The 17974-nt window shown below is 38.7% G+C and carries 15 protein-coding genes; 12 read left to right on the forward strand and 3 right to left on the reverse strand.

The window, feature by feature from the left end:
• Positions 1-245: 245 nt before the first annotated feature.
• Together NSMS1_RS20500 and NSMS1_RS20505 are read left to right on the forward strand one after the other, a co-directional pair.
• The gene (locus tag NSMS1_RS20500; RefSeq protein ID WP_224086597.1) at positions 246-1637 is read left to right on the forward strand and encodes an NF038130 family PEP-CTERM protein; all 1392 of its coding nucleotides are present in this window, start codon (positions 246-248) and stop codon (positions 1635-1637) included.
• 491 nt (positions 1638-2128) lie between these two features.
• Positions 2129-2551 (forward strand): response regulator, encoded by a 423-nt coding sequence (locus NSMS1_RS20505; RefSeq protein ID WP_224086598.1) that lies wholly within the window; start codon positions 2129-2131, stop codon positions 2549-2551.
• A gap of 9 nt (positions 2552-2560) precedes the next feature.
• Here NSMS1_RS20505 and NSMS1_RS20510 read toward each other — a convergent pair whose 3' ends face one another.
• The gene (locus tag NSMS1_RS20510) at positions 2561-2740 is read right to left on the reverse strand and encodes a hypothetical protein (RefSeq protein ID WP_224086599.1); all 180 of its coding nucleotides are present in this window, start codon (positions 2738-2740) and stop codon (positions 2561-2563) included.
• Between the two features lie 550 nt (positions 2741-3290).
• Here NSMS1_RS20510 and uvrC point away from each other — a divergent pair.
• From uvrC to NSMS1_RS20550, 8 genes are all read left to right on the forward strand, one after another.
• Positions 3291-5165, forward strand: coding sequence for an excinuclease ABC subunit UvrC (uvrC, locus tag NSMS1_RS20515; protein WP_224086600.1), 1875 nt, complete (start codon positions 3291-3293; stop codon positions 5163-5165).
• A 507-nt stretch (positions 5166-5672) separates the two neighbouring features.
• Positions 5673-5852 carry a replication restart DNA helicase PriA gene (locus NSMS1_RS20520; protein WP_067764282.1) on the forward strand — a complete coding sequence of 60 codons (180 nt, stop codon included), beginning with the start codon at positions 5673-5675 and terminating at the stop codon, positions 5850-5852.
• Positions 5853-6869: 1017 nt separating this feature from the next.
• On the forward strand, positions 6870-7370 hold the full coding sequence (locus NSMS1_RS20525) for a DUF2231 domain-containing protein (RefSeq protein WP_224086601.1): 501 nt from the start codon (positions 6870-6872) through the stop codon (positions 7368-7370).
• Complete coding sequence (locus NSMS1_RS20530; protein ID WP_224086602.1) at positions 7367-7972, forward strand: DUF2231 domain-containing protein; 606 nt, start codon at positions 7367-7369, stop codon at positions 7970-7972. The genes NSMS1_RS20525 and NSMS1_RS20530 overlap by 4 nt, the downstream gene beginning before the upstream one ends.
• Positions 7973-8060: 88 nt before the next feature.
• Complete coding sequence (locus NSMS1_RS20535; RefSeq protein WP_224086603.1) at positions 8061-8975, forward strand: cytochrome c oxidase subunit II; 915 nt, start codon at positions 8061-8063, stop codon at positions 8973-8975.
• Between the two features lie 13 nt (positions 8976-8988).
• Positions 8989-10656, forward strand: coding sequence for a cytochrome c oxidase subunit I (ctaD, locus tag NSMS1_RS20540; protein WP_224086604.1), 1668 nt, complete (start codon positions 8989-8991; stop codon positions 10654-10656).
• A 97-nt stretch (positions 10657-10753) separates the two neighbouring features.
• Positions 10754-11365 carry a heme-copper oxidase subunit III gene (locus tag NSMS1_RS20545; RefSeq protein WP_224086605.1) on the forward strand — a complete coding sequence of 204 codons (612 nt, stop codon included), beginning with the start codon at positions 10754-10756 and terminating at the stop codon, positions 11363-11365.
• Positions 11366-11993: 628 nt separating this feature from the next.
• On the forward strand, positions 11994-12257 hold the full coding sequence (locus NSMS1_RS20550; RefSeq protein ID WP_224086606.1) for a hypothetical protein: 264 nt from the start codon (positions 11994-11996) through the stop codon (positions 12255-12257).
• A gap of 14 nt (positions 12258-12271) precedes the next feature.
• On the opposite strand, the gene NSMS1_RS20555 is transcribed toward NSMS1_RS20550, so the two are convergent.
• Both NSMS1_RS20555 and NSMS1_RS20560 read right to left on the reverse strand, forming a co-directional pair.
• Positions 12272-13741: a pentapeptide repeat-containing protein gene (locus NSMS1_RS20555; RefSeq protein ID WP_224086607.1), complete on the reverse strand. Its 1470-nt coding sequence runs from the start codon at positions 13739-13741 to the stop codon at positions 12272-12274.
• Between the two features lie 190 nt (positions 13742-13931).
• Positions 13932-14696 carry a pentapeptide repeat-containing protein gene (locus tag NSMS1_RS20560; protein ID WP_224086608.1) on the reverse strand — a complete coding sequence of 255 codons (765 nt, stop codon included), beginning with the start codon at positions 14694-14696 and terminating at the stop codon, positions 13932-13934.
• A gap of 409 nt (positions 14697-15105) precedes the next feature.
• Here NSMS1_RS20560 and NSMS1_RS20565 point away from each other — a divergent pair, with 409 nt between their 5' ends.
• Together NSMS1_RS20565 and recA are read left to right on the forward strand one after the other, a co-directional pair.
• Positions 15106-16287, forward strand: coding sequence for an FAD-dependent oxidoreductase (locus NSMS1_RS20565; protein WP_224086609.1), 1182 nt, complete (start codon positions 15106-15108; stop codon positions 16285-16287).
• Between the two features lie 208 nt (positions 16288-16495).
• A complete protein-coding gene (recA, locus tag NSMS1_RS20570) occupies positions 16496-17572 on the forward strand; it encodes a recombinase RecA (protein ID WP_224086610.1) in 1077 nt (358 codons plus the stop codon).
• Positions 17573-17974 lie beyond the last annotated feature (402 nt).

Consider the following 17974-nt stretch of genomic DNA (forward strand, 5'->3'; position numbering starts at 1 on the left):
TATTACTGAAATAGTCCTCAAAAATATTTGCAATTTATTTAACAAGATTATATAGCAGCTTTACTTAATCAAGCTTAATGCTTCTTAAACTAGGTTGTATGTTTAGTGACTAAATAGCGCTTGATACTGAATCTGACTTTTAAGCCTATATGTAAATTGCTAAAAGTTCAGTTCTCAATCAAGCTATCCAAATCCTACAAGCATCAAAAGTATAAAGGCATACTACCTAATTTAGGAAATTATCAATGAAAAAGATTTGTCAGAGAGTTGTGCTTGGTGCTTCAATAGCTGCTGGTATGAGTGCGATCGCCACTATTCCAGCACAAGCAGCTAGCCTCACCGATGTGACAATTGGTGGTTCAGCAGCCGATGATTATATAGTTTATGGTGTTCAGGGTAATAATACAGTACGTATTACCAGCAACTTGACAAACGTACAGCAAGTTTTAGATGGCAATGTTCAAAACCCTACTGGTAACGTAGAGTTACGCGCCACCAGCGAACAATCTAATTTTAATTTTTCCCAAAACACCACCTTATCAGGAACAATTAACGGTGAAATCTTAACTCTCAGTAGTCTGACAGCATTTGATTGGTTTGGCACAGGGACATCAATAAACACTACCTATGGGGCTAACACTTTAGCAACAAGGTGGTTTAATGATTTTTTAGTTAATGCGGGTAAAGGTAGCTTAGTAGGAACTTCTTCAGCTACTAGTGCCTTCAATTTATTTGCACAGCTTAGGGGTTTTCAGCGTACTAGCGACCCTAATATCTCTTACGTTAACCAAGATGATACAACTGGCTTCATCACAATTGGGTTAGCAGGTCACTTCGATTTAAAAGCTTACTACAGTAGACCCGATTCAGGATTCGCTATATTTGCCAGCCTGTTACCTAATGGATTCCAAGCAAGTGAAGTTGTTAAGTACACCTATAATGGAGTTACTGACTATCTGTATGGTTTTAAAGCTACAAACAGTGGATTAACTGCCTCGGTTGGAACAGATACTCTATCTCACAGTGGTAACTATGAAGTGGGATTCCAAGGTATAGCTCCAACCCCAACACCAACACCAACCCCAACCCCAACGCCAACCCCAACCCCAACCCCAACCCCAACACCAACCCCAACCCCAACCCCAACCCCAACACCAACCCCAACCCCAACACCAACCCCAACGCCTGAACCAACACCAACCCCAACACCAACCCCAACACCAACGCCTGAACCTACTCCAACACCAACCCCAACACCAACGCCAACACCAACGCCAACCCCAACACCAACGCCTGAATCTACTCCAACACCAACGCCAACACCAACGCCTGAATCTACTCCAACACCAACGCCTGAACCTACTCCAACGCCAACCCCAACACCAACGCCTGAACCTACTCCAACGCCAACCCCAACCCCAACACCAACGCCTGAACCTACTCCAACGCCAACACCAACACCAACACCTACCCCAACCCCAACATCTGAACCAATTCCACCCGCACCAATTCCACCAGTACAGTCAACTCCTCAACCCCCTGTAAAATCAACTCCTGAACCTTCTGTTGTTCTTGGCCTTACAGGTGTTGTCGGTTTCCTTGTTACAAAACGCAAGTTTAAAAAAATCTCTCGTTAAGAGCCAAATTTGAATACAAAACAATAGCTAATACTAAAGGAGTTAATTACTCCTTTTTTTTAAGCTTTTTCGCATGGTTTATGGCGATCGCCAAATAGATTACTATAGCTGTAGTCACATAAATTAGGACAACAATGCTATTGAAAGCTCAAAATCTTTCACTACCAAATTTAGGACTCAGCATTCGGCTCAATACTCCGCTAAAACTAATAGACTATACCAAACTAGTCATGAGATGCAGATACCAAAAAATTCTTCCGTCTGTCTCTGCTTAATACTATTAACTTTTAAAATTCATCAGTATAATTACGTTAATTCTTGTAGAATGAAAAAAAATAAGAAAAACTTTATTTTAATTGATATTAAGTAATTAAATAAATTGATTTTTATTTTGCATAATCTCATGTACTAAAATAAAATTGATTAGAGTTTTAACTCTAATACATCAGTAAGTAAATATTTTTAGTTCCCAACCTTAATGTATATGTAAAATGACAGTACATCTACTGAAAGAACACCAGCAATGTCATGTTCCCTCTCTAAAACGCATTTTAATTGTTGAAGATAATGATATCAATAGGATGTTATTGAGTGATTATTTAAGCTACAGTGGTTACAATGTTCAAAGTTTAGCAACTGGTTCATTTTTTTTTATAAAAATACAACAGTTTAAACCAGATTTAATATTATTAGATTTAAAATTGCCAGATATTGATGGATACTCTCTACTACAGCAAATCAAGCAACAGCAAGATTTTACCAAAATACCAGTAATTGTTGTCTCAGGCTTTGCTTTTAAATCTGACCAAGAAAGAGCTGTTGATTTAGGCGCTTGTGGTTATTTTGTAAAACCTGTGAATCTAAATAAATTACTTGGAAAGATTTCGGAAGAATTAGTTATTAGAAATATGTAATTTTTCAATTTATTCCTTCTTTTCTTGAGCAATAACATTTTCAAAATTATCATTTATATTCTGTACACAATTACCAATAGTATAAATTTTACGTTGTGCTTGTTCTAATAGCAAAACAGCAGATTGAAGTTCATTTAGTGCTTCAGCCATAGCATCTCGGTAATAAGTTTCAAAATCTTTAATATTCATGCAGGTAAGCTAATCAAAATAATATTAACAATTATATTTATATTATTATAAATATAATTAAATATGTGAATCCGTTAATTTGCTTAATTTTAAAATCACGCATATTTAGTTGATAGATAAATATTTAATTACAAGACATGATGAGATGAGAAGCATTTTTTTATTCTATAAAAAATTAAAATAGTTGAACTTATAGTAATACTTGAAGCTCTAAAAATTACTGTATAGTAAGGGTTGTAAGCAAATACTATCTAAAATTATTATTGTTTTTATCTCTATGATTGTCTAAAAAATAGGTAATTCATCCTATACAATGCTAGATTTTATGTGATTAGTATCAATAGTTGTAGCTCTTGTTTATTAAAGAAATAAAAAGTTTAAAATAAAAGAATAAAAAGGATTAGTCAAAAAAACTGAGTATAAATATAAACATAAGATAAAAAGAAGCTCGCTTAATATTTGCTTGATAAAAATCTGTAGAATAGGCACAAAGCAGCTATTTTTCTTAAAATAGATATAGGTAAATTTGTGAGATTACCTATTTGCAATTGTGACAACATCTGCTCAAATACTATCACTGGTTAAAGATCCAGAGCGCTTGGAAGCTCGTCTTAAAGAGATTCCGCCGGAACCAGGCGTTTATTTCATGCGGGACGGAAGCGATCGCATCATTTATATTGGGAAATCACGCAAGTTGCGATCGCGGGTACGTTCCTATTTCCGCGACGGTTACAACAAAACGGAACGCATAGCCACAATGGTGAAGCAGGTAACGGAGATTGAGTTCATCGTCACCGATACCGAAGCTGAAGCCTTGGCGCTGGAAGCTAACCTGATTAAGCAGCACCAGCCATACTTTAACGTATTACTCAAAGATGATAAAAAATATCCTTACGTCTGTATTACATGGTCAGAAGACTATCCTCGCATTTTCATTACTCGTAAACGACAACTAGGCAAAGAAAAAGATAAATATTACGGGCCTTATACGGATTCAGGCTTGTTAAGAGAAATTTTACGTATATCTAAGCGGATATTTGCTCTTAAACAACGCCCACAACCACTATTTAAAGACCGTCCTTGCTTAAATTATGATTTAGGTCGGTGTCCTGGTGTGTGTCAACAATTGATTTCACCGGAAGAATACCGCAAAACTGTCCAGAAAGTAGCGATGGTGTTTCAAGGACGGACTCAGGAATTGATTGATATCCTGAGTGAACAGATGAACAAAGCTGCGGAAGCGTTGAACTTTGAAGTGGCGGCGCGGATTCGTGATCAAATAGGTGGGTTAAAATCCCTAACGGCGGAACAGAAGGTTTCCTTACCAGATGATACTGTTTCACGGGATGCGATCGCCTTAGCCGCAGATGAACAACACGCCTGCATCCAATTATTTCAGATTCGCGCTGGGCAATTGGTAGGACGTTTGGCTTTCGTTGCTGATTCTCATGCTGAACCTGGAGCGATTTTACAACGGGTACTAGAAGAACATTATCAAACGGCGGAATCTGTAGAAATCCCCGCAGAAATTCTAGTCCAGCATGATTTACCTGATACGGAAATATTAGCCGATGTCTTAACCCAGCGTAAGGGTCGAAAAATTACTATCTTTACCCCCCAGCGCCAAGTTAAGGCAGAATTAATTGAGATGGTAGAGCGTAATGCTCAATATGAACTGCAAAGAATGCAGAAAATGGGCGATCGCAATCATCAAGCCACCCAAGATTTAGCTGATATTCTCGATTTACCTGACTTACCCCATCGCATCGAAGGCTACGATATCTCCCACATCCAAGGTTCTAATGCGGTAGCTTCTCAAGTCGTGTTCATCGATGGATTACCAGCCAAGCAAAATTATCGTCACTACAAAATTAAAAATCCTACTGTTACCATAGGACACTCAGACGATTTTGCCAGCTTGGCGGAAGTTATCCAACGGCGCTTTCGCAAGTATGCAGAAGATCCAAAATTACAACGGGTGGGTAATCCTGACTGGCCTGATTTAGTGATGATTGATGGTGGTAAAGGTCAGTTATCATCGGTGGTAGCTGTTTTGCAAGAGATGAACCTGCTAGAAGATTTACGGGTGATCAGTTTAGCCAAGCGGCGCGAAGAAATTTTCTTACCAGGTGAATCCCAACCTTTAGAAACCGATGCAGAACAACCAGGGGTACAATTGTTGCGACGACTGCGGGATGAAGCACACCGATTTGCTGTGAGTTTCCATCGTCAGCAGCGTAGTGATAAATTGAAGCGATCGCGCTTAGATGAAATTCCCGGTTTAGGACACCATCGTCAAAAGCAACTTCTCGCTCACTTTCGCTCAGTTGACTATATTCGTCAAGCCACACCTTCACAAATAGCAGAAGTTTCCGGTATCGGCCCACGTCTAGCTCAAGCTATTTACGATTACTTCCATCCCTAAGTCTCTAGTTATAGGCAATAAATAAACAAGATACCGTTATTTATTGCCTATTTCTCATTACAGCTATAAAAAAGGGATGTAAAAATTTGTTGAACTTACTTTAAATTCTCTCTTAAGGAGATTGTCTTTTAAACCTTAAGCAAATCTTAAGAAAAATATTTTGTGACTAAATATACAGTATTTTCTCGATTTTAAATTTTGAATACAAAGATACCTTTCTCTTCGTTTCTGATAGATATTCCCGACTTATCTCAAAGCATTAGCATTGGGGATCAGCCGATATCGATGAAACACTGCCTGAATAGATTAGCTCAATATATCCCAAGTAAGATGGTGAAACTAGGAAAATGCTAGGATAATGATTTAAGTGATTAAACTTGTCAAATGTAAAAACTTAGTTAAATAAACAGCCTAAGTTAACTTTGCTTGTTAATTTAGACAAACCGAAACATTTTTTAGTTTCCTTTAGTAAATATTCTGTAAATAGTTAAAACCAGGGATTTTTCAATGCAAATAACACAAAAAATTTACTGCCCTAATTGTGGTAGTAATGCTGAACGTTATTATCTATCTGAAAGTGAATTAACAAGGACACAATGCCGTAGTTGTGATTACTTAATGATCAATTGCACCCGCACAGGCAGAGTCATTGAAGCTTACGCGCCTGGTATTCATGCACATCGTTAAAAATTAAACTTTGTCTTTTCATAGTTGCAAAGGTGTTGTTATCTTAAGTAGTGCAGAGATTTAATAATTAATAATCTCTTGATGTGGTTAAGTTATTTTATTTGGTGTGAAGAGTTTAACCATCTAGTCTGACTTTTACTTCCCTCAATCAATAACTTTATATTTTCTGTGCCTCTGTGTTTTAAATCTTTTTGATTTCATCACGGAGGCACAAAACTTTAAAAAACTACCAAATTAAACTAAAAAAGCGGTTGCCGGGTTTCGACTGCGCTCAACCCTCGTCTTCTCTGGGAACGAGCATTGAGCGTAGTCGAAATGCGTCTTCTAAATAATTGTGTCCACCTACTTATCAAACTTATTGAAGATTGAAAGATTGCACAGATGAATTAAATTATCAATAATATTGATAATTAGGAATTAATTTTATTGAATAAAAATATCAATTACTAAATATTAACTGTATTATTAATGACAAATTTATAATTGGTAGATGTTGTTATTGCACACTTAAATAATTTGTATATACCATATACTAAAATAGCTAGAGAAGATACATTATAAAACGTTTATTTTTGCTATCCAAACTATTTTCATAAAATGTTGTAATTACTTTTGACAACTACTAAAAAAATCCTTAAGCTAATAAATAGGTCTCACCAAATAGCCGGACAGCAGCCATTTTGTTAGGTAAATTAAAAATCGCTGTTGCAGCGTATCAGCATGAACAAATAAATTAAGCTCAATCATTGACTATAAATAATAGCTTCATCTAAGTTGTTGAGAAAAAGGCTGATACTGGAGTGACCGGCCTTCGCCACGTACATCTAATAAATAAGAAGGAAAAAAGTAAGAAGAGACAGGGATTAACAGACTATTAGATACAAACTCTTTCCCCTAACCCTTTCTCTTTCCTCTTCTTTATAAATTCCGGTCATGAGTGGCTGCATATATTTGATGTGATTACTGCCGATTATTAATGTTTAGCTACGGTGCAGTAGATATGTCTAGGAGAGGATAATGCTTGATTTTCTTACATCTTTGAACGACCATAATTTACCATATCCAGATACGATACATCCCATTGTTGTTCACTTCGTAATTGCGATGGTGGTGTTTGCTTTTGCTTGTGATGTTATTGGTTATTTCACTGGTAAAACTCGCTTATTTGAGGTGAGTTGGTGGAATATGTTTGTGGCAACGATCGCCATTTTTATTGCCATTATCTTTGGTCAATTTGAAGCTGGCTTGGCGAAACCTTACGAAGTAGCTAAATCAGTCTTGAATCTGCATACCTTACTTGGCTGGTCACTGTCGGGAATTATCGCTACCCTCACAGCTTGGCGCTATGTTCTGCGTCTACGCAACCCCCAAAAAATTCCCTTTTATTATTTGGGTGCTGGGTTGTTATTAACCATAATTGTTGGCTTGCAAGTATATCTCGGTGATGAACTGGTGTGGGTATATGGACTGCACACCGTACCAGTTGTTGAAGCGGTAAAAGAAGGAATTTTGCCATGAACCCAGAATTAATTGACCAATTAAATGTCCAACTTGGGCCTAACGGTCTACCTTACACAATCCCCATTCATCCAAACCTAGTTCATTTAACCTTGGGTTTATTCATCATTGGCATCACCTTTGATATCATCGGTGTACTTTTCCCTTGGCAGAAATGGGTTTTTAAATTTTTGGCGATTACTGTAGAACGGGATAACTTCTTTGATGTTGGTTGGTACAACATGGTAGGTTCCACCATCATCACCTTTTTCACAGTAGCAGCCGGCTTTTATGAAATGTTCCTAGCCGCGCCAGCACCAGATATTAAAAGTGACTGGGGACTACAAGCCATGCAAACCATGATGTGGCATGGCGTAGGTGGAGTATTTCTTTTAGGTTTAATTGCTGTGATGACCCTATGGCGGGCCTGGCAACGCTACGTCTGGTCTCCAGGTGAAGACAGACAAGTCCAGTTGCCCTATTTACTAGCTGGTATAGCGATCATGTTTATCATGTATCTCCACGGCACACTAGGAGCGCAATTAGCGGCTGAATTTGGCGTACATAACACAGCAGATAGCTTGTTGCGCTTAGGTGAAGACCTCAACACCATGCTGAAGTAATTCGTAGTTCGTAATTACGGAAGTTGTATTTTGAGAATTTTTAACCCATGACCAATGACCAGTGACTAATGACTAGTGACTAATAATCATGATGATCCGTAATTTCTTCAACATTTTGGCATTGATAATAGGCGCGATCGCTGTGACTATTACCAGTTTTTGGATAGGTCAACAGTCCTATTCTTGGCTACCTCCTCAAGCTGCTGCCGAATCTCGCTTAATTGATGATTTGTTTAGCTTCTTAGTAACTCTGGGTTCATTCATCTTTCTTGGTGTGACAGCCGTTTTGTTATATTCCTTGCTGTTCCATCGGGCGGCTCAATATGACTACAGCGACGGCCCCCACATTGAAGGTAATATCGCCCTAGAAGTAGTTTGGACAGCTATTCCCATCCTCTTGGTATTTTGGATTGCTAACTATAGCTACCAAGTTTATGAACAAATGGGTATCCAAGGGCCTACAGCATTGGTACACCTACATAATCCAATGGGAATGGAATCAGCTTATGCAGCCACAAATGATGCTTTAGCTGAACCTGAAGAAAAAATTGATGTGATTGCTAAACAATGGGCGTGGGTATTTCGCTATCCCGAAAAGAATGTTACCAGTACAGAACTGCATTTACCAAGCGATCGCCGTGTAAAATTGGCGCTACATTCTGAAGATGTACTACACGGCTTCTATATTCCCGCTTTTCGCCTCAAGCAAGACATCATCCCCAACCACACAATTGACTTTGAATTTACCCCCATCCGCGAAGGTAAATATCACCTCACCGATTCTCAATATAGCGGTACATACTTCGCCACCATGCAGGCAAATGTTGTTGTGGAGTCACCCGAAGATTATCACAAATGGTTAGCCAAAGTAGCCAACCATAAACCAGGCGCTGCCCACAACCAAGCTGCTACCGAATACGCCCAAAGCCTCATTCAGCCAGTAAAAACTGGTTGGCCAACAGTTGCACCCGCCCCAGCACCTTTGGTTAATTACCCAGGTTAAAAGGAACCCACCCATGACAAACATCCCCATAGATAGGCTGAATCTCCCTGTGGAGAAGCCTCAACATGAATTCCCTGGAGGCTGGAAGCGATATTTCGGCTTTAGCACCGACCACAAGGTAATCGGTATCCAATACCTTGTAACCTCTTTTATCTTCTTTCTCGTTGGCGGTATTTTCGCCATGATATTGCGGGGAGAACTCATCACTCCCGAATCAGACCTAATTGACCGCACCGTATATAACGGTATGTTCACCATGCACGGCACTGTGATGCTGTTCTTGTGGACATTCCCTTCCCTTGTGGGACTAGCTAACTACCTAGTACCCCTGATGATTGGGGCGCGAGATATGGCTTTCCCTCGCCTCAACGCTGCCGCCTTCTGGATGGTTCCCGTCGTGGGGATTCTCTTGATGAGTAGCTTCTTTGTTCCCGGTGGCCCAGCTCAAGCTGGTTGGTGGGCTTATCCTCCAGTCAGTTTGCAAAACCCCACAGGTAACTTAATCAATGGGCAAGTCATCTGGCTATTGGCAGTAGCTATTTCCGGTGTGTCCTCAATTATGGGGGCAGTCAACTTCGTTACCACCATCGTCAAGATGCGTGCGCCAGGAATGGGCTTCTTTCGGATGCCTCTATTTGTTTGGGCAGTATTTAGCGCCCAGATTATTCAATTGTTTGGTTTACCAGCCTTAACAGCAGGCGCAGTCATGCTGTTACTCGACTTGACTGTGGGGACTAGCTTTTTTGACCCCAGCAGAGGCGGAAATCCAGTTATGTTCCAACACTATTTCTGGTTCTACTCCCACCCTGCTGTTTACGTCATCATTCTTCCTATCTTCGGTATCTTCTCCGAAATCTTCCCCGTCTACTCTCGTAAACCTCTATTTGGTTACAAAGTAGTTGCTATTTCCTCCCTCTTAATTGCTGTAGTCAGCGCCATTGTTTGGGTACACCACTTATACGTCAGTGGTACTCCTGCTTGGATGCGGATGTTCTTCATGCTGACAACAATGTTAGTATCCGTTCCCACAGGTATTAAAGTGTTTGCATGGGTAGCAACTATTTGGGGCGGAAAAATCCGACTCAACACCCCCATGTTGTTCGCCTTGGGTGGGCTGATTTTATTCGTCTTCGCGGGTATCGTCGGCATCATGCTTTCTTCTGTACCTATTGATGTCCACGTTAACAACACCTATTTTGTAGTCGGACACTTCCACTACGTCTTATTTGGAACCGTAACAATGGGTATGTATGCCGCCCTCTATCACTGGTTCCCCAAAATGACGGGCAGAATGTACTACGAAGGCTGGGGTAAATTGCACTTCTGGTTAACATTCATCGGTACTAACCTCAACTTCTTCCCCATGCACCCGTTAGGCTTACAAGGGATGCTACGCCGAGTTTCTTCCTACCCACCAGAGTTTGAGGGTTGGAATATCGTTGCCAGTCTTGGTGCATTCCTCTTAGGTATGTCCACCCTACCCTTCATCTTCAATATGGTGGTTTCCTGGATGCACGGTGAGAAAGCACCTGATAACCCTTGGCGGGCAATTGGTTTGGAGTGGTTAGTATCTTCTCCCCCACCTGTAGAAAACTTTGAAGAAATCCCCGTTGTGATTTCTGAACCCTACGGCTACGGCAAATCAGAACCACTAATCGCTGAAGCCAAAACTCATCATTAATTAGTTAGTAGTAAGGACTTTAGTCCTTATTTTTTCAGCACTAAAGCACTTACTACAAACAATTCTCCAGTAAGTTTACACAATCAAAGTTTCACCGATGGATAGTTATATCGTTCCAGAAGAATTAGAACAACCTCATCATGATGCTGGCGAACATGGTCATGATGAAGAAGGCAATAAAATGTTTGGTTTTATTGTCTTCTTATTATCTGAAAGCGTTATTTTCTTAAGCTTTTTCGCTGGCTACATAGTCTACAAAACAACTACTCCTAACTGGCTACCTGTTGGTGTTGAAGGTTTAGAAGTACAAGCTCCAGCTATTAATACAGTTGTATTGGTTGCTAGTAGTTTCGTGATTTATTTCGCAGAAGTCGCTCTCAAACGCAATAATCTTTCGGGATTCCGTGGCTTTTTATTAGCAACAATGGCTATGGGTAGCTACTTCTTGCTAGGACAAGCTATGGAATGGAAGAGCCTAAAGTTTGGCTTTACTGATGGTGTGTATGGAGGAATGTTCTATTTGTTGACGGGATTCCACGGTTTGCACGTTTTGACCGGTATCTTGTTACAGTTGATTATTTTCTTGCGATCGTTCATTCCGCATAACTACGATACAGGTCACTTCGGCGTTAATGCCACTTCCTTGTTTTGGCACTTCGTAGATGTCATCTGGATTGTGTTGTTTATCCTGATTTACGTCTGGCAGTAGTACCAAAATATCTTGCTAGTTAGCAAATCAACTATTTGGCTAGCGATTCATTAAGCGATCGCTTTTCCACAAAACGCTGAGGCGATCGCTACCCGTTATACGGTACTACTTTTCTTAATTTTTATACTCTAATTATTGCTATTTTGTGAAATAACTACAATCTCTTTTCCTTAACTATATTTATATACTTAGTTAAATAAATCACTCAATTAAGCAATTTCCGCAAACTTTACAAAAAACTTATAAAAAATTTAAAAAATTGCTTTTTCTTTACATTAAAAACAAACTTGCTGCTTGATATACGTATTAAACTGATTTTTAGTTTAGAAGTAATAAATGATATCCATAAGATATATGAAATAAATTGTTAAGATAATACTATTACTAATTTAAGTTTTTCCAATCTGTACAAAAAAGTTTTTAATTAAAAATTTAAACATTATGAAAAGTTTATCTTTTGTGTTTATTTTATATAAAAAACAGCACTGAATTAATTAAAAACAAATGTTCAAAAAATTAACAAAGGTAAATTACCACAAAAATAACTTTTCTCAGTCAATAGAGATTCAAGGAGTAACCACTACTAGAATTTCTACTCTGCTTATTCTTCAAAATTTGAGAAAGTTTTATGAAAGAGCGCTTGCATAGTCATAAAGGCAAGTTATACTGGGATATTCTACTTAAATTTACAATATATACTACCTATTCAACTGTAATATTTACAGCTAGTATTGTAATTGTTAAATGTTTATTTTTTTATATCAATTCTATTGCTAAACCAAGTTATCCTACTTCAGTTCCTTGGATTAATAGTCAAGAAGAATGTGAATATACAGGTCGAATATGGAACCGCGACCAGTGCTGGGATAAAGAACACAACCCTTGGTTTTAATTGTTTTTATGGCATTAACTAGATTGTCGCCAATGTATTGGTATTTCAAAACTATCAGGTAAGCGAGTGCTGCGATCGCCAAATGCCAAGCTAATCTGTTCTGATTTTAAATTTTTCACTCCTGTAAGAATCGCTCCAGCCAATTTAACATCACAAAAGTTAGCATTTGCTAGGTTAGCACCTACAAGATTGACTTGAGAAAGATTTGCTTGATAAAGACTTGTTCTTTGTAAATTTGCTCCCATCAAATTGGCTTTATACAAATCTGCTTCTGTCAAACTAGCTTCAGTAAAATCAGCAAATAAAACTTCTGCTTGTTGTAACTTAGCTGCATTCAAATTTGCACCAGACAGATTTACACCGTTAAGATTTGCACCATTAAGATTTGCACCGATTAAACCGCAAAGCGACAAATTTGCTTTACCTAGTTTTGCTCCCTGCATATTAGCCAAAAACAACTTAGCACCAGATAGATTTGCTAATTTTAGTATTGCTTGTTGTAAATTAACTTTATAAAGATTTGCTCCCTGCAAGGTAGCTGCACGTAGACTAGCACCCATAAGATTAGCACCCCGTAAATTCGCACCACTTAGATCAGCACGATTTAAGTTTGCGCCTTGTATATCGGCTCCTTGTAAATTCGCTTTTAAAAAAATAGCCTCAAACAAAATAGCACCTGCAAGTTTGACACTATCAAGGTTCGCGCCACTAAAATCACAACCGCGCAAATCTGCTCCCCGCAAATCACAACCACGCAAGTCTGCTTTTTGTAAATTAGCTCCCAAAAGTTCTACTCGTCTGAGATTGACATTACGCAAATCGATTCTTTTATTGTCCTCATCTTGTAAATAATTACGACGACCAATAACAGTCAAGGCTACTTGAACGTCTGAGCGAATTTTTGCAGATTCTTCATTTTGATGCAGGTATTGTTGTAGTTTTTGACGCTCTGCCTGCTTGTACCTATTTAGGGATGTTGGCTGTGAATCATCTTCCTCTAGTACTTCTACTTCTCTAGCAGGAGCGTTCTCGCGGACAAAAGCTGTGAGGATTTCCATAACTGTCCAGTGTTCTTGCGGAAAATCCTGTGCAACTTTTTCTAAAACATAAATTGCACCCGTTCGGGTTTCGATTTTCTCGTGTCCCAGTTGGGTAATAGCCGTCATCAAACGCTCTGAAATTAAACGATTCTCTGATAACTTGGCATTTTGAACATTAATTTCGACATTTTTTTCAGCAGCTAAGGCACTTTTATGTATCGCATCTATACGCTTTGCTGCATAGTAAGCATTAATTATTACTCCCAACCCTAAAAAAAGGATAGCAGTGGTTATTAAAGCTTGATTTCTAAACTGTATTTTTTGTTGAATTGCTAAACCTGGAGAATTAGATGATACAAATAGAATCACAGTTATGGTAACGGCAAATATAACGGTTATTCCAATCAACCAACGCCATAACTTATCTGTTTTATTAGCAGGCATAATCGTATCATTCCTTACCACACCCAATTGCATACTTATGTATTCTTAAAGGATGATACACTATTTAGCCCTAAATTTGAATAACTTACTGATGATATAAATTAATGCTTTAATGACAAAAAATATAAAGATTGATAATTATTTCCTGATTCAGGAGTGAGAGATAAAAATTAAGTTGAGTTTGAGAAAATTAATAAATTGTGTCTGGTTCATTATGACTTGTAGAGTCTGGATACTGGATGTTTAGCGAGTTATTATTGCTAGTATCAGGAGTTGTAAATTTTACCTCCCTTAAATTCGCTCTATTAAATTTTGTCTCATATAAAATTGTTTCTCGCAAATCAGCTAAATATAAATTTGCTTCAGTAAAATTAGCTCCAGTCAGGTTGGCAGCACTGAGGTTGGCAGCACTGAGAATTGCACCAGATAAATTTGCCCCAGCAAGGTTAGCACCAGCAAGGTTAGCGGCTGTGAGAATTGAGCCACAAAGATTAGCTTCAGATAAGTCTGCGCCAGAAAGATCAACTCGATAGAGGTTCGCTCCTTCTAAGTGAGCTTTTCTTAGATTTACTCCTCTGATATCCGTGTTACTCAAATCTAATTGTTGATTTTCTACGTTAAGTTTGATATTGCTTCTAGTAATAACATTTAAAGCAGTTTGAACTGCAAGTTTTGAACGATAGTCTAAGTTTGATGAAGAAATGCCAGAAGCATAATGACGTATAAAATGACAAAGAGCTTCTATAATTAGCCAGTGATATTGAGGATAATTATCAGCAATTTGTTCTAACTCATAAACAGCACTGAGTCTGATTCCTATTGCTTGATGCTGTAAATCTTTGATAATTACTTTTAAGCTTTGATTGGTAACATTACTTTTTCCATAAGAGTTTATTTGTTTACTAAACGAAATTTTTTGATCGGTGCTACTAACCATCAAATCACTGTATTGCATTTTTTTTAAAACGTTTTGATAAATATTAAAGACTATAGTTAACATAGAGATACTAAGAATTAATAGATTAGTTGTGCTTTGTTATTTTGCATATGTTTCTATATTTTGTATAGTCGTAAATATAATGATAATTAATTAAAGGGACAAAACAAATTTGACTTATAATCTGAGCGTATATCAATTAAAACAATCATCAATTCCTACTGAGTAACTAAATACTTGTAAGATTTGAAGACTTAATATTCACATTACTAAGTAAGTAAATGTAAATATTCCTTCTAGAGAAACAATTAAGTAAAATCCAGCTATATAAAAATTGATAGTGTTACAATTAAGCGAAGTATAAAACTTTAAATTATTGAAATATTTACAAGTAATGGAAGAATAACTTATTCAAACCATGAGATAGATGCAGCAAAATTTACAGCGACTTCATCATAGCTTAGTGCTAGTTGGGGGTGGTCACAGTCATGCCATTATATTAAAAATGTTGGGGATGAAACCTCTACCTGAAGTACGTCTAACTTTAGTTTCCCCTGCTTCAGATACACCATACTCTGGAATGTTACCAGGACATATTGCTGGTGTTTATGGGCGTGATGAATGCCATATCAACTTGCAAAAATTAGCTAACTTTGCTCAAGCACAATTTTGTATAGATAAAGTAGTTGACCTAGATTTAATTAACCGCAAAGTTATTTGTGCTAACCATCCTGCGGTAGATTTCGATTTCCTGTCTATCGATATTGGCAGTACACCTGCCACACTGTCTGTATCCGGTGCAGCAGAATATGCAGTTCCTGCTAAACCAGTATCACAATTACTAGAGCATTGGTATCGGGTGGTGGACAGCGTAACTCAAAATCCTCACATTAAGATAAATATTGCGATCGCCGGCGGTGGTGCTGGTGGCGTAGAATTAGCCCTATCAATGCAAGCACATCTACAACGCATATTAAAACAAGCCCAACAACCCCTAAGTAATCTGGAAATTCATTTATTCCATCGCCGTCCTGAACTAATGTCTCACCATCACCCATCAGTACAGCGTCAGATTAAGCAAGTTTTAATTCAACGCGGTGTCAAGTTACACTTAGAGCAAACAGTGTGTGAAATTACACCAGTTTCAGAATCATTAGAAATAAAATGTGAATCTGGCTTAACAATAAAATGCAACAAAATTTTCTGGGTAACACAAGCCTCAGCCCCCCAATGGGTAGAAACAACAGGTTTAGCCACCGATGAGCGAGGCTTTATTTTAGTTAACGACACACTCCAGTCACTCACACACCCAGAGGTTTTTGCAGCCGGGGACATCGCCACCATGATTAATCATCCTCGTCCCAAAGCTGGAGTATTTGCTGTACGCCAAGGTAAACCGTTATATGAAAACCTGAAGCGGATGGTACAGGGACAACCTCTCAAACCTTACATACCCCAGCAACAATACTTAAGTTTAATCGGTACTGGTGACGGAAAAGCGATCGCCACCAGAGGTAGTATCACCCTACCACCCCACCCATTACTCTGGCAGTGGAAAGACTGGCTTGACAGGCGGTTTATGCAGCAATTTGAGGGGCTAGGGAGATGAGGGAGAATAACTATTAACAACTGTCAACTATCAACTGAATAATTCTCCAAAACTACCCCAATTAGGTAGTGATTGGGTTACGATCTTACCATCATTACTTTTTAATTTAAGAATCCCTAATAGTAGAATTTTCTGGCTAAAATAGTATATCTGTTCTACTCAACTCCAAACCCCACACACCTTAAATCCATATACTTTAGAGGCAGGAATGGCTATCAATACCGATAATTCTGGCAAGCAAAAAGCGCTAACTATGGTACTCAACCAGATAGAGCGCAGCTTCGGTAAAGGAACAATCATGCGCCTGGGTGATGCTACCCGGATGCGGGTAGAAACAATTTCTACCGGAGCGCTTACCTTGGATTTAGCACTGGGTGGCGGTTTACCCAAGGGACGGGTGATTGAGATTTATGGGCCGGAAAGTTCCGGTAAAACTACCGTAGCACTCCATGCGATCGCAGAAGTGCAGAAAGAAGGTGGCATTGCTGCTTTTGTGGATGCTGAACACGCCCTTGATCCTACATATGCCGCAGCCTTGGGCGTAGATATCGCAAATTTGCTGGTTTCCCAACCTGACACCGGCGAATCAGCTTTAGAAATTGTCGATCAGCTGGTGCGTTCCGCAGCAGTTGACATCGTAGTTATTGACTCAGTAGCAGCTTTGGTTCCCCGCGCAGAAATCGAAGGTGACATGGGTGATGCCCACGTCGGCTTACAAGCAAGATTAATGAGCCAAGCTCTACGTAAAATTACTGGTAACATCGGTAAATCTGGTTGTACAGTAATTTTCATTAACCAGTTGCGGCAAAAAATTGGTGTTACCTACGGTAGCCCAGAAACTACAACTGGTGGTAATGCTTTGAAATTCTATGCTTCAGTACGCTTGGACATTCGCCGGATTCAAACCTTGAAAAAAGGTACAGATGAATTTGGTAATAGAGTCAAAGTCAAAGTTGCTAAAAATAAAGTTGCACCGCCTTTTAGAATTGCGGAATTTGACATTATTTTTGGTAAAGGTGTTTCTACACTAGGTTGTTTAGTAGACTTGGCTGAAGAAACTGGTGTCCTCATCCGTAAAGGTGCATGGTACAGTTACAACGGCGATAACATTTCTCAAGGTCGAGATAATGCGATTAAATATCTAGAAGAAAAGCCAGAATTTGCTGAACAAATTAAGCAACAAGTACGGGAGAAATTAGACAAAGGCGCTGTAGTTTCTGCCAACTCTGTAGCTAAAGTTAGTGAAGAAGATGAAGAAGATGTTGATTTAGAGGAAGAAGAATAACATTAATGGTGTGATGAACGAGGTAAAAATTAGCTCAACAAACAGTAATCACACCAACGCAATTTGTAAATAATTACATAATGCTCATATTCATCAGAAGATTACTCCTAATAGGGGTAATCTTTTAATTTAGTTATTGGTCATTAATCAAAAGTTGACTTTTTATATAGCAATTCCCAAGCACATGAAATACACCCCACCCGCGCGATAGCGCACCCTCCCCTTGCCAAGGGGAGGGTTGGGGAGGGGTGATTTTGTGCCTCATCAGAATGGGAAACGCTATACCCATTCCCCGTATAAGTTACTATCTTTGACTGCAATTCCGTATAAGTTGTATATTCTCAACCCCTTCCCTTGATTTGAAAGGGTTGGGGTTAAGTTTCCTGCAACTCACGTTAAGAT

Origin of the sequence: Nostoc sp. MS1 (assembly GCF_019976755.1) — a bacterium.
In the GTDB taxonomy this organism is placed as follows: domain Bacteria; phylum Cyanobacteriota; class Cyanobacteriia; order Cyanobacteriales; family Nostocaceae; genus Trichormus.

Coding starts and splice junctions, on each gene's coding strand:
- NSMS1_RS20530 (WP_224086602.1), top strand. CDS start 7,367: ATGAACCCAGAATTAATTGACCAATTAAATGTCCAACTTGGGCCTAAC.
- NSMS1_RS20525 (WP_224086601.1), top strand. CDS start 6,870: ATGCTTGATTTTCTTACATCTTTGAACGACCATAATTTACCATATCCA.
- NSMS1_RS20555 (WP_224086607.1), bottom strand. CDS start 13,741: ATGCCTGCTAATAAAACAGATAAGTTATGGCGTTGGTTGATTGGAATA.
- ctaD (WP_224086604.1), top strand. CDS start 8,989: ATGACAAACATCCCCATAGATAGGCTGAATCTCCCTGTGGAGAAGCCT.
- NSMS1_RS20505 (WP_224086598.1), top strand. CDS start 2,129: ATGACAGTACATCTACTGAAAGAACACCAGCAATGTCATGTTCCCTCT.
- NSMS1_RS20545 (WP_224086605.1), top strand. CDS start 10,754: ATGGATAGTTATATCGTTCCAGAAGAATTAGAACAACCTCATCATGAT.
- NSMS1_RS20520 (WP_067764282.1), top strand. CDS start 5,673: ATGCAAATAACACAAAAAATTTACTGCCCTAATTGTGGTAGTAATGCT.
- NSMS1_RS20560 (WP_224086608.1), bottom strand. CDS start 14,696: ATGCAATACAGTGATTTGATGGTTAGTAGCACCGATCAAAAAATTTCG.
- recA (WP_224086610.1), top strand. CDS start 16,496: ATGGCTATCAATACCGATAATTCTGGCAAGCAAAAAGCGCTAACTATG.
- NSMS1_RS20565 (WP_224086609.1), top strand. CDS start 15,106: ATGCAGCAAAATTTACAGCGACTTCATCATAGCTTAGTGCTAGTTGGG.
- NSMS1_RS20500 (WP_224086597.1), top strand. CDS start 246: ATGAAAAAGATTTGTCAGAGAGTTGTGCTTGGTGCTTCAATAGCTGCT.
- NSMS1_RS20550 (WP_224086606.1), top strand. CDS start 11,994: ATGAAAGAGCGCTTGCATAGTCATAAAGGCAAGTTATACTGGGATATT.
- NSMS1_RS20535 (WP_224086603.1), top strand. CDS start 8,061: ATGATGATCCGTAATTTCTTCAACATTTTGGCATTGATAATAGGCGCG.
- NSMS1_RS20510 (WP_224086599.1), bottom strand. CDS start 2,740: ATGAATATTAAAGATTTTGAAACTTATTACCGAGATGCTATGGCTGAA.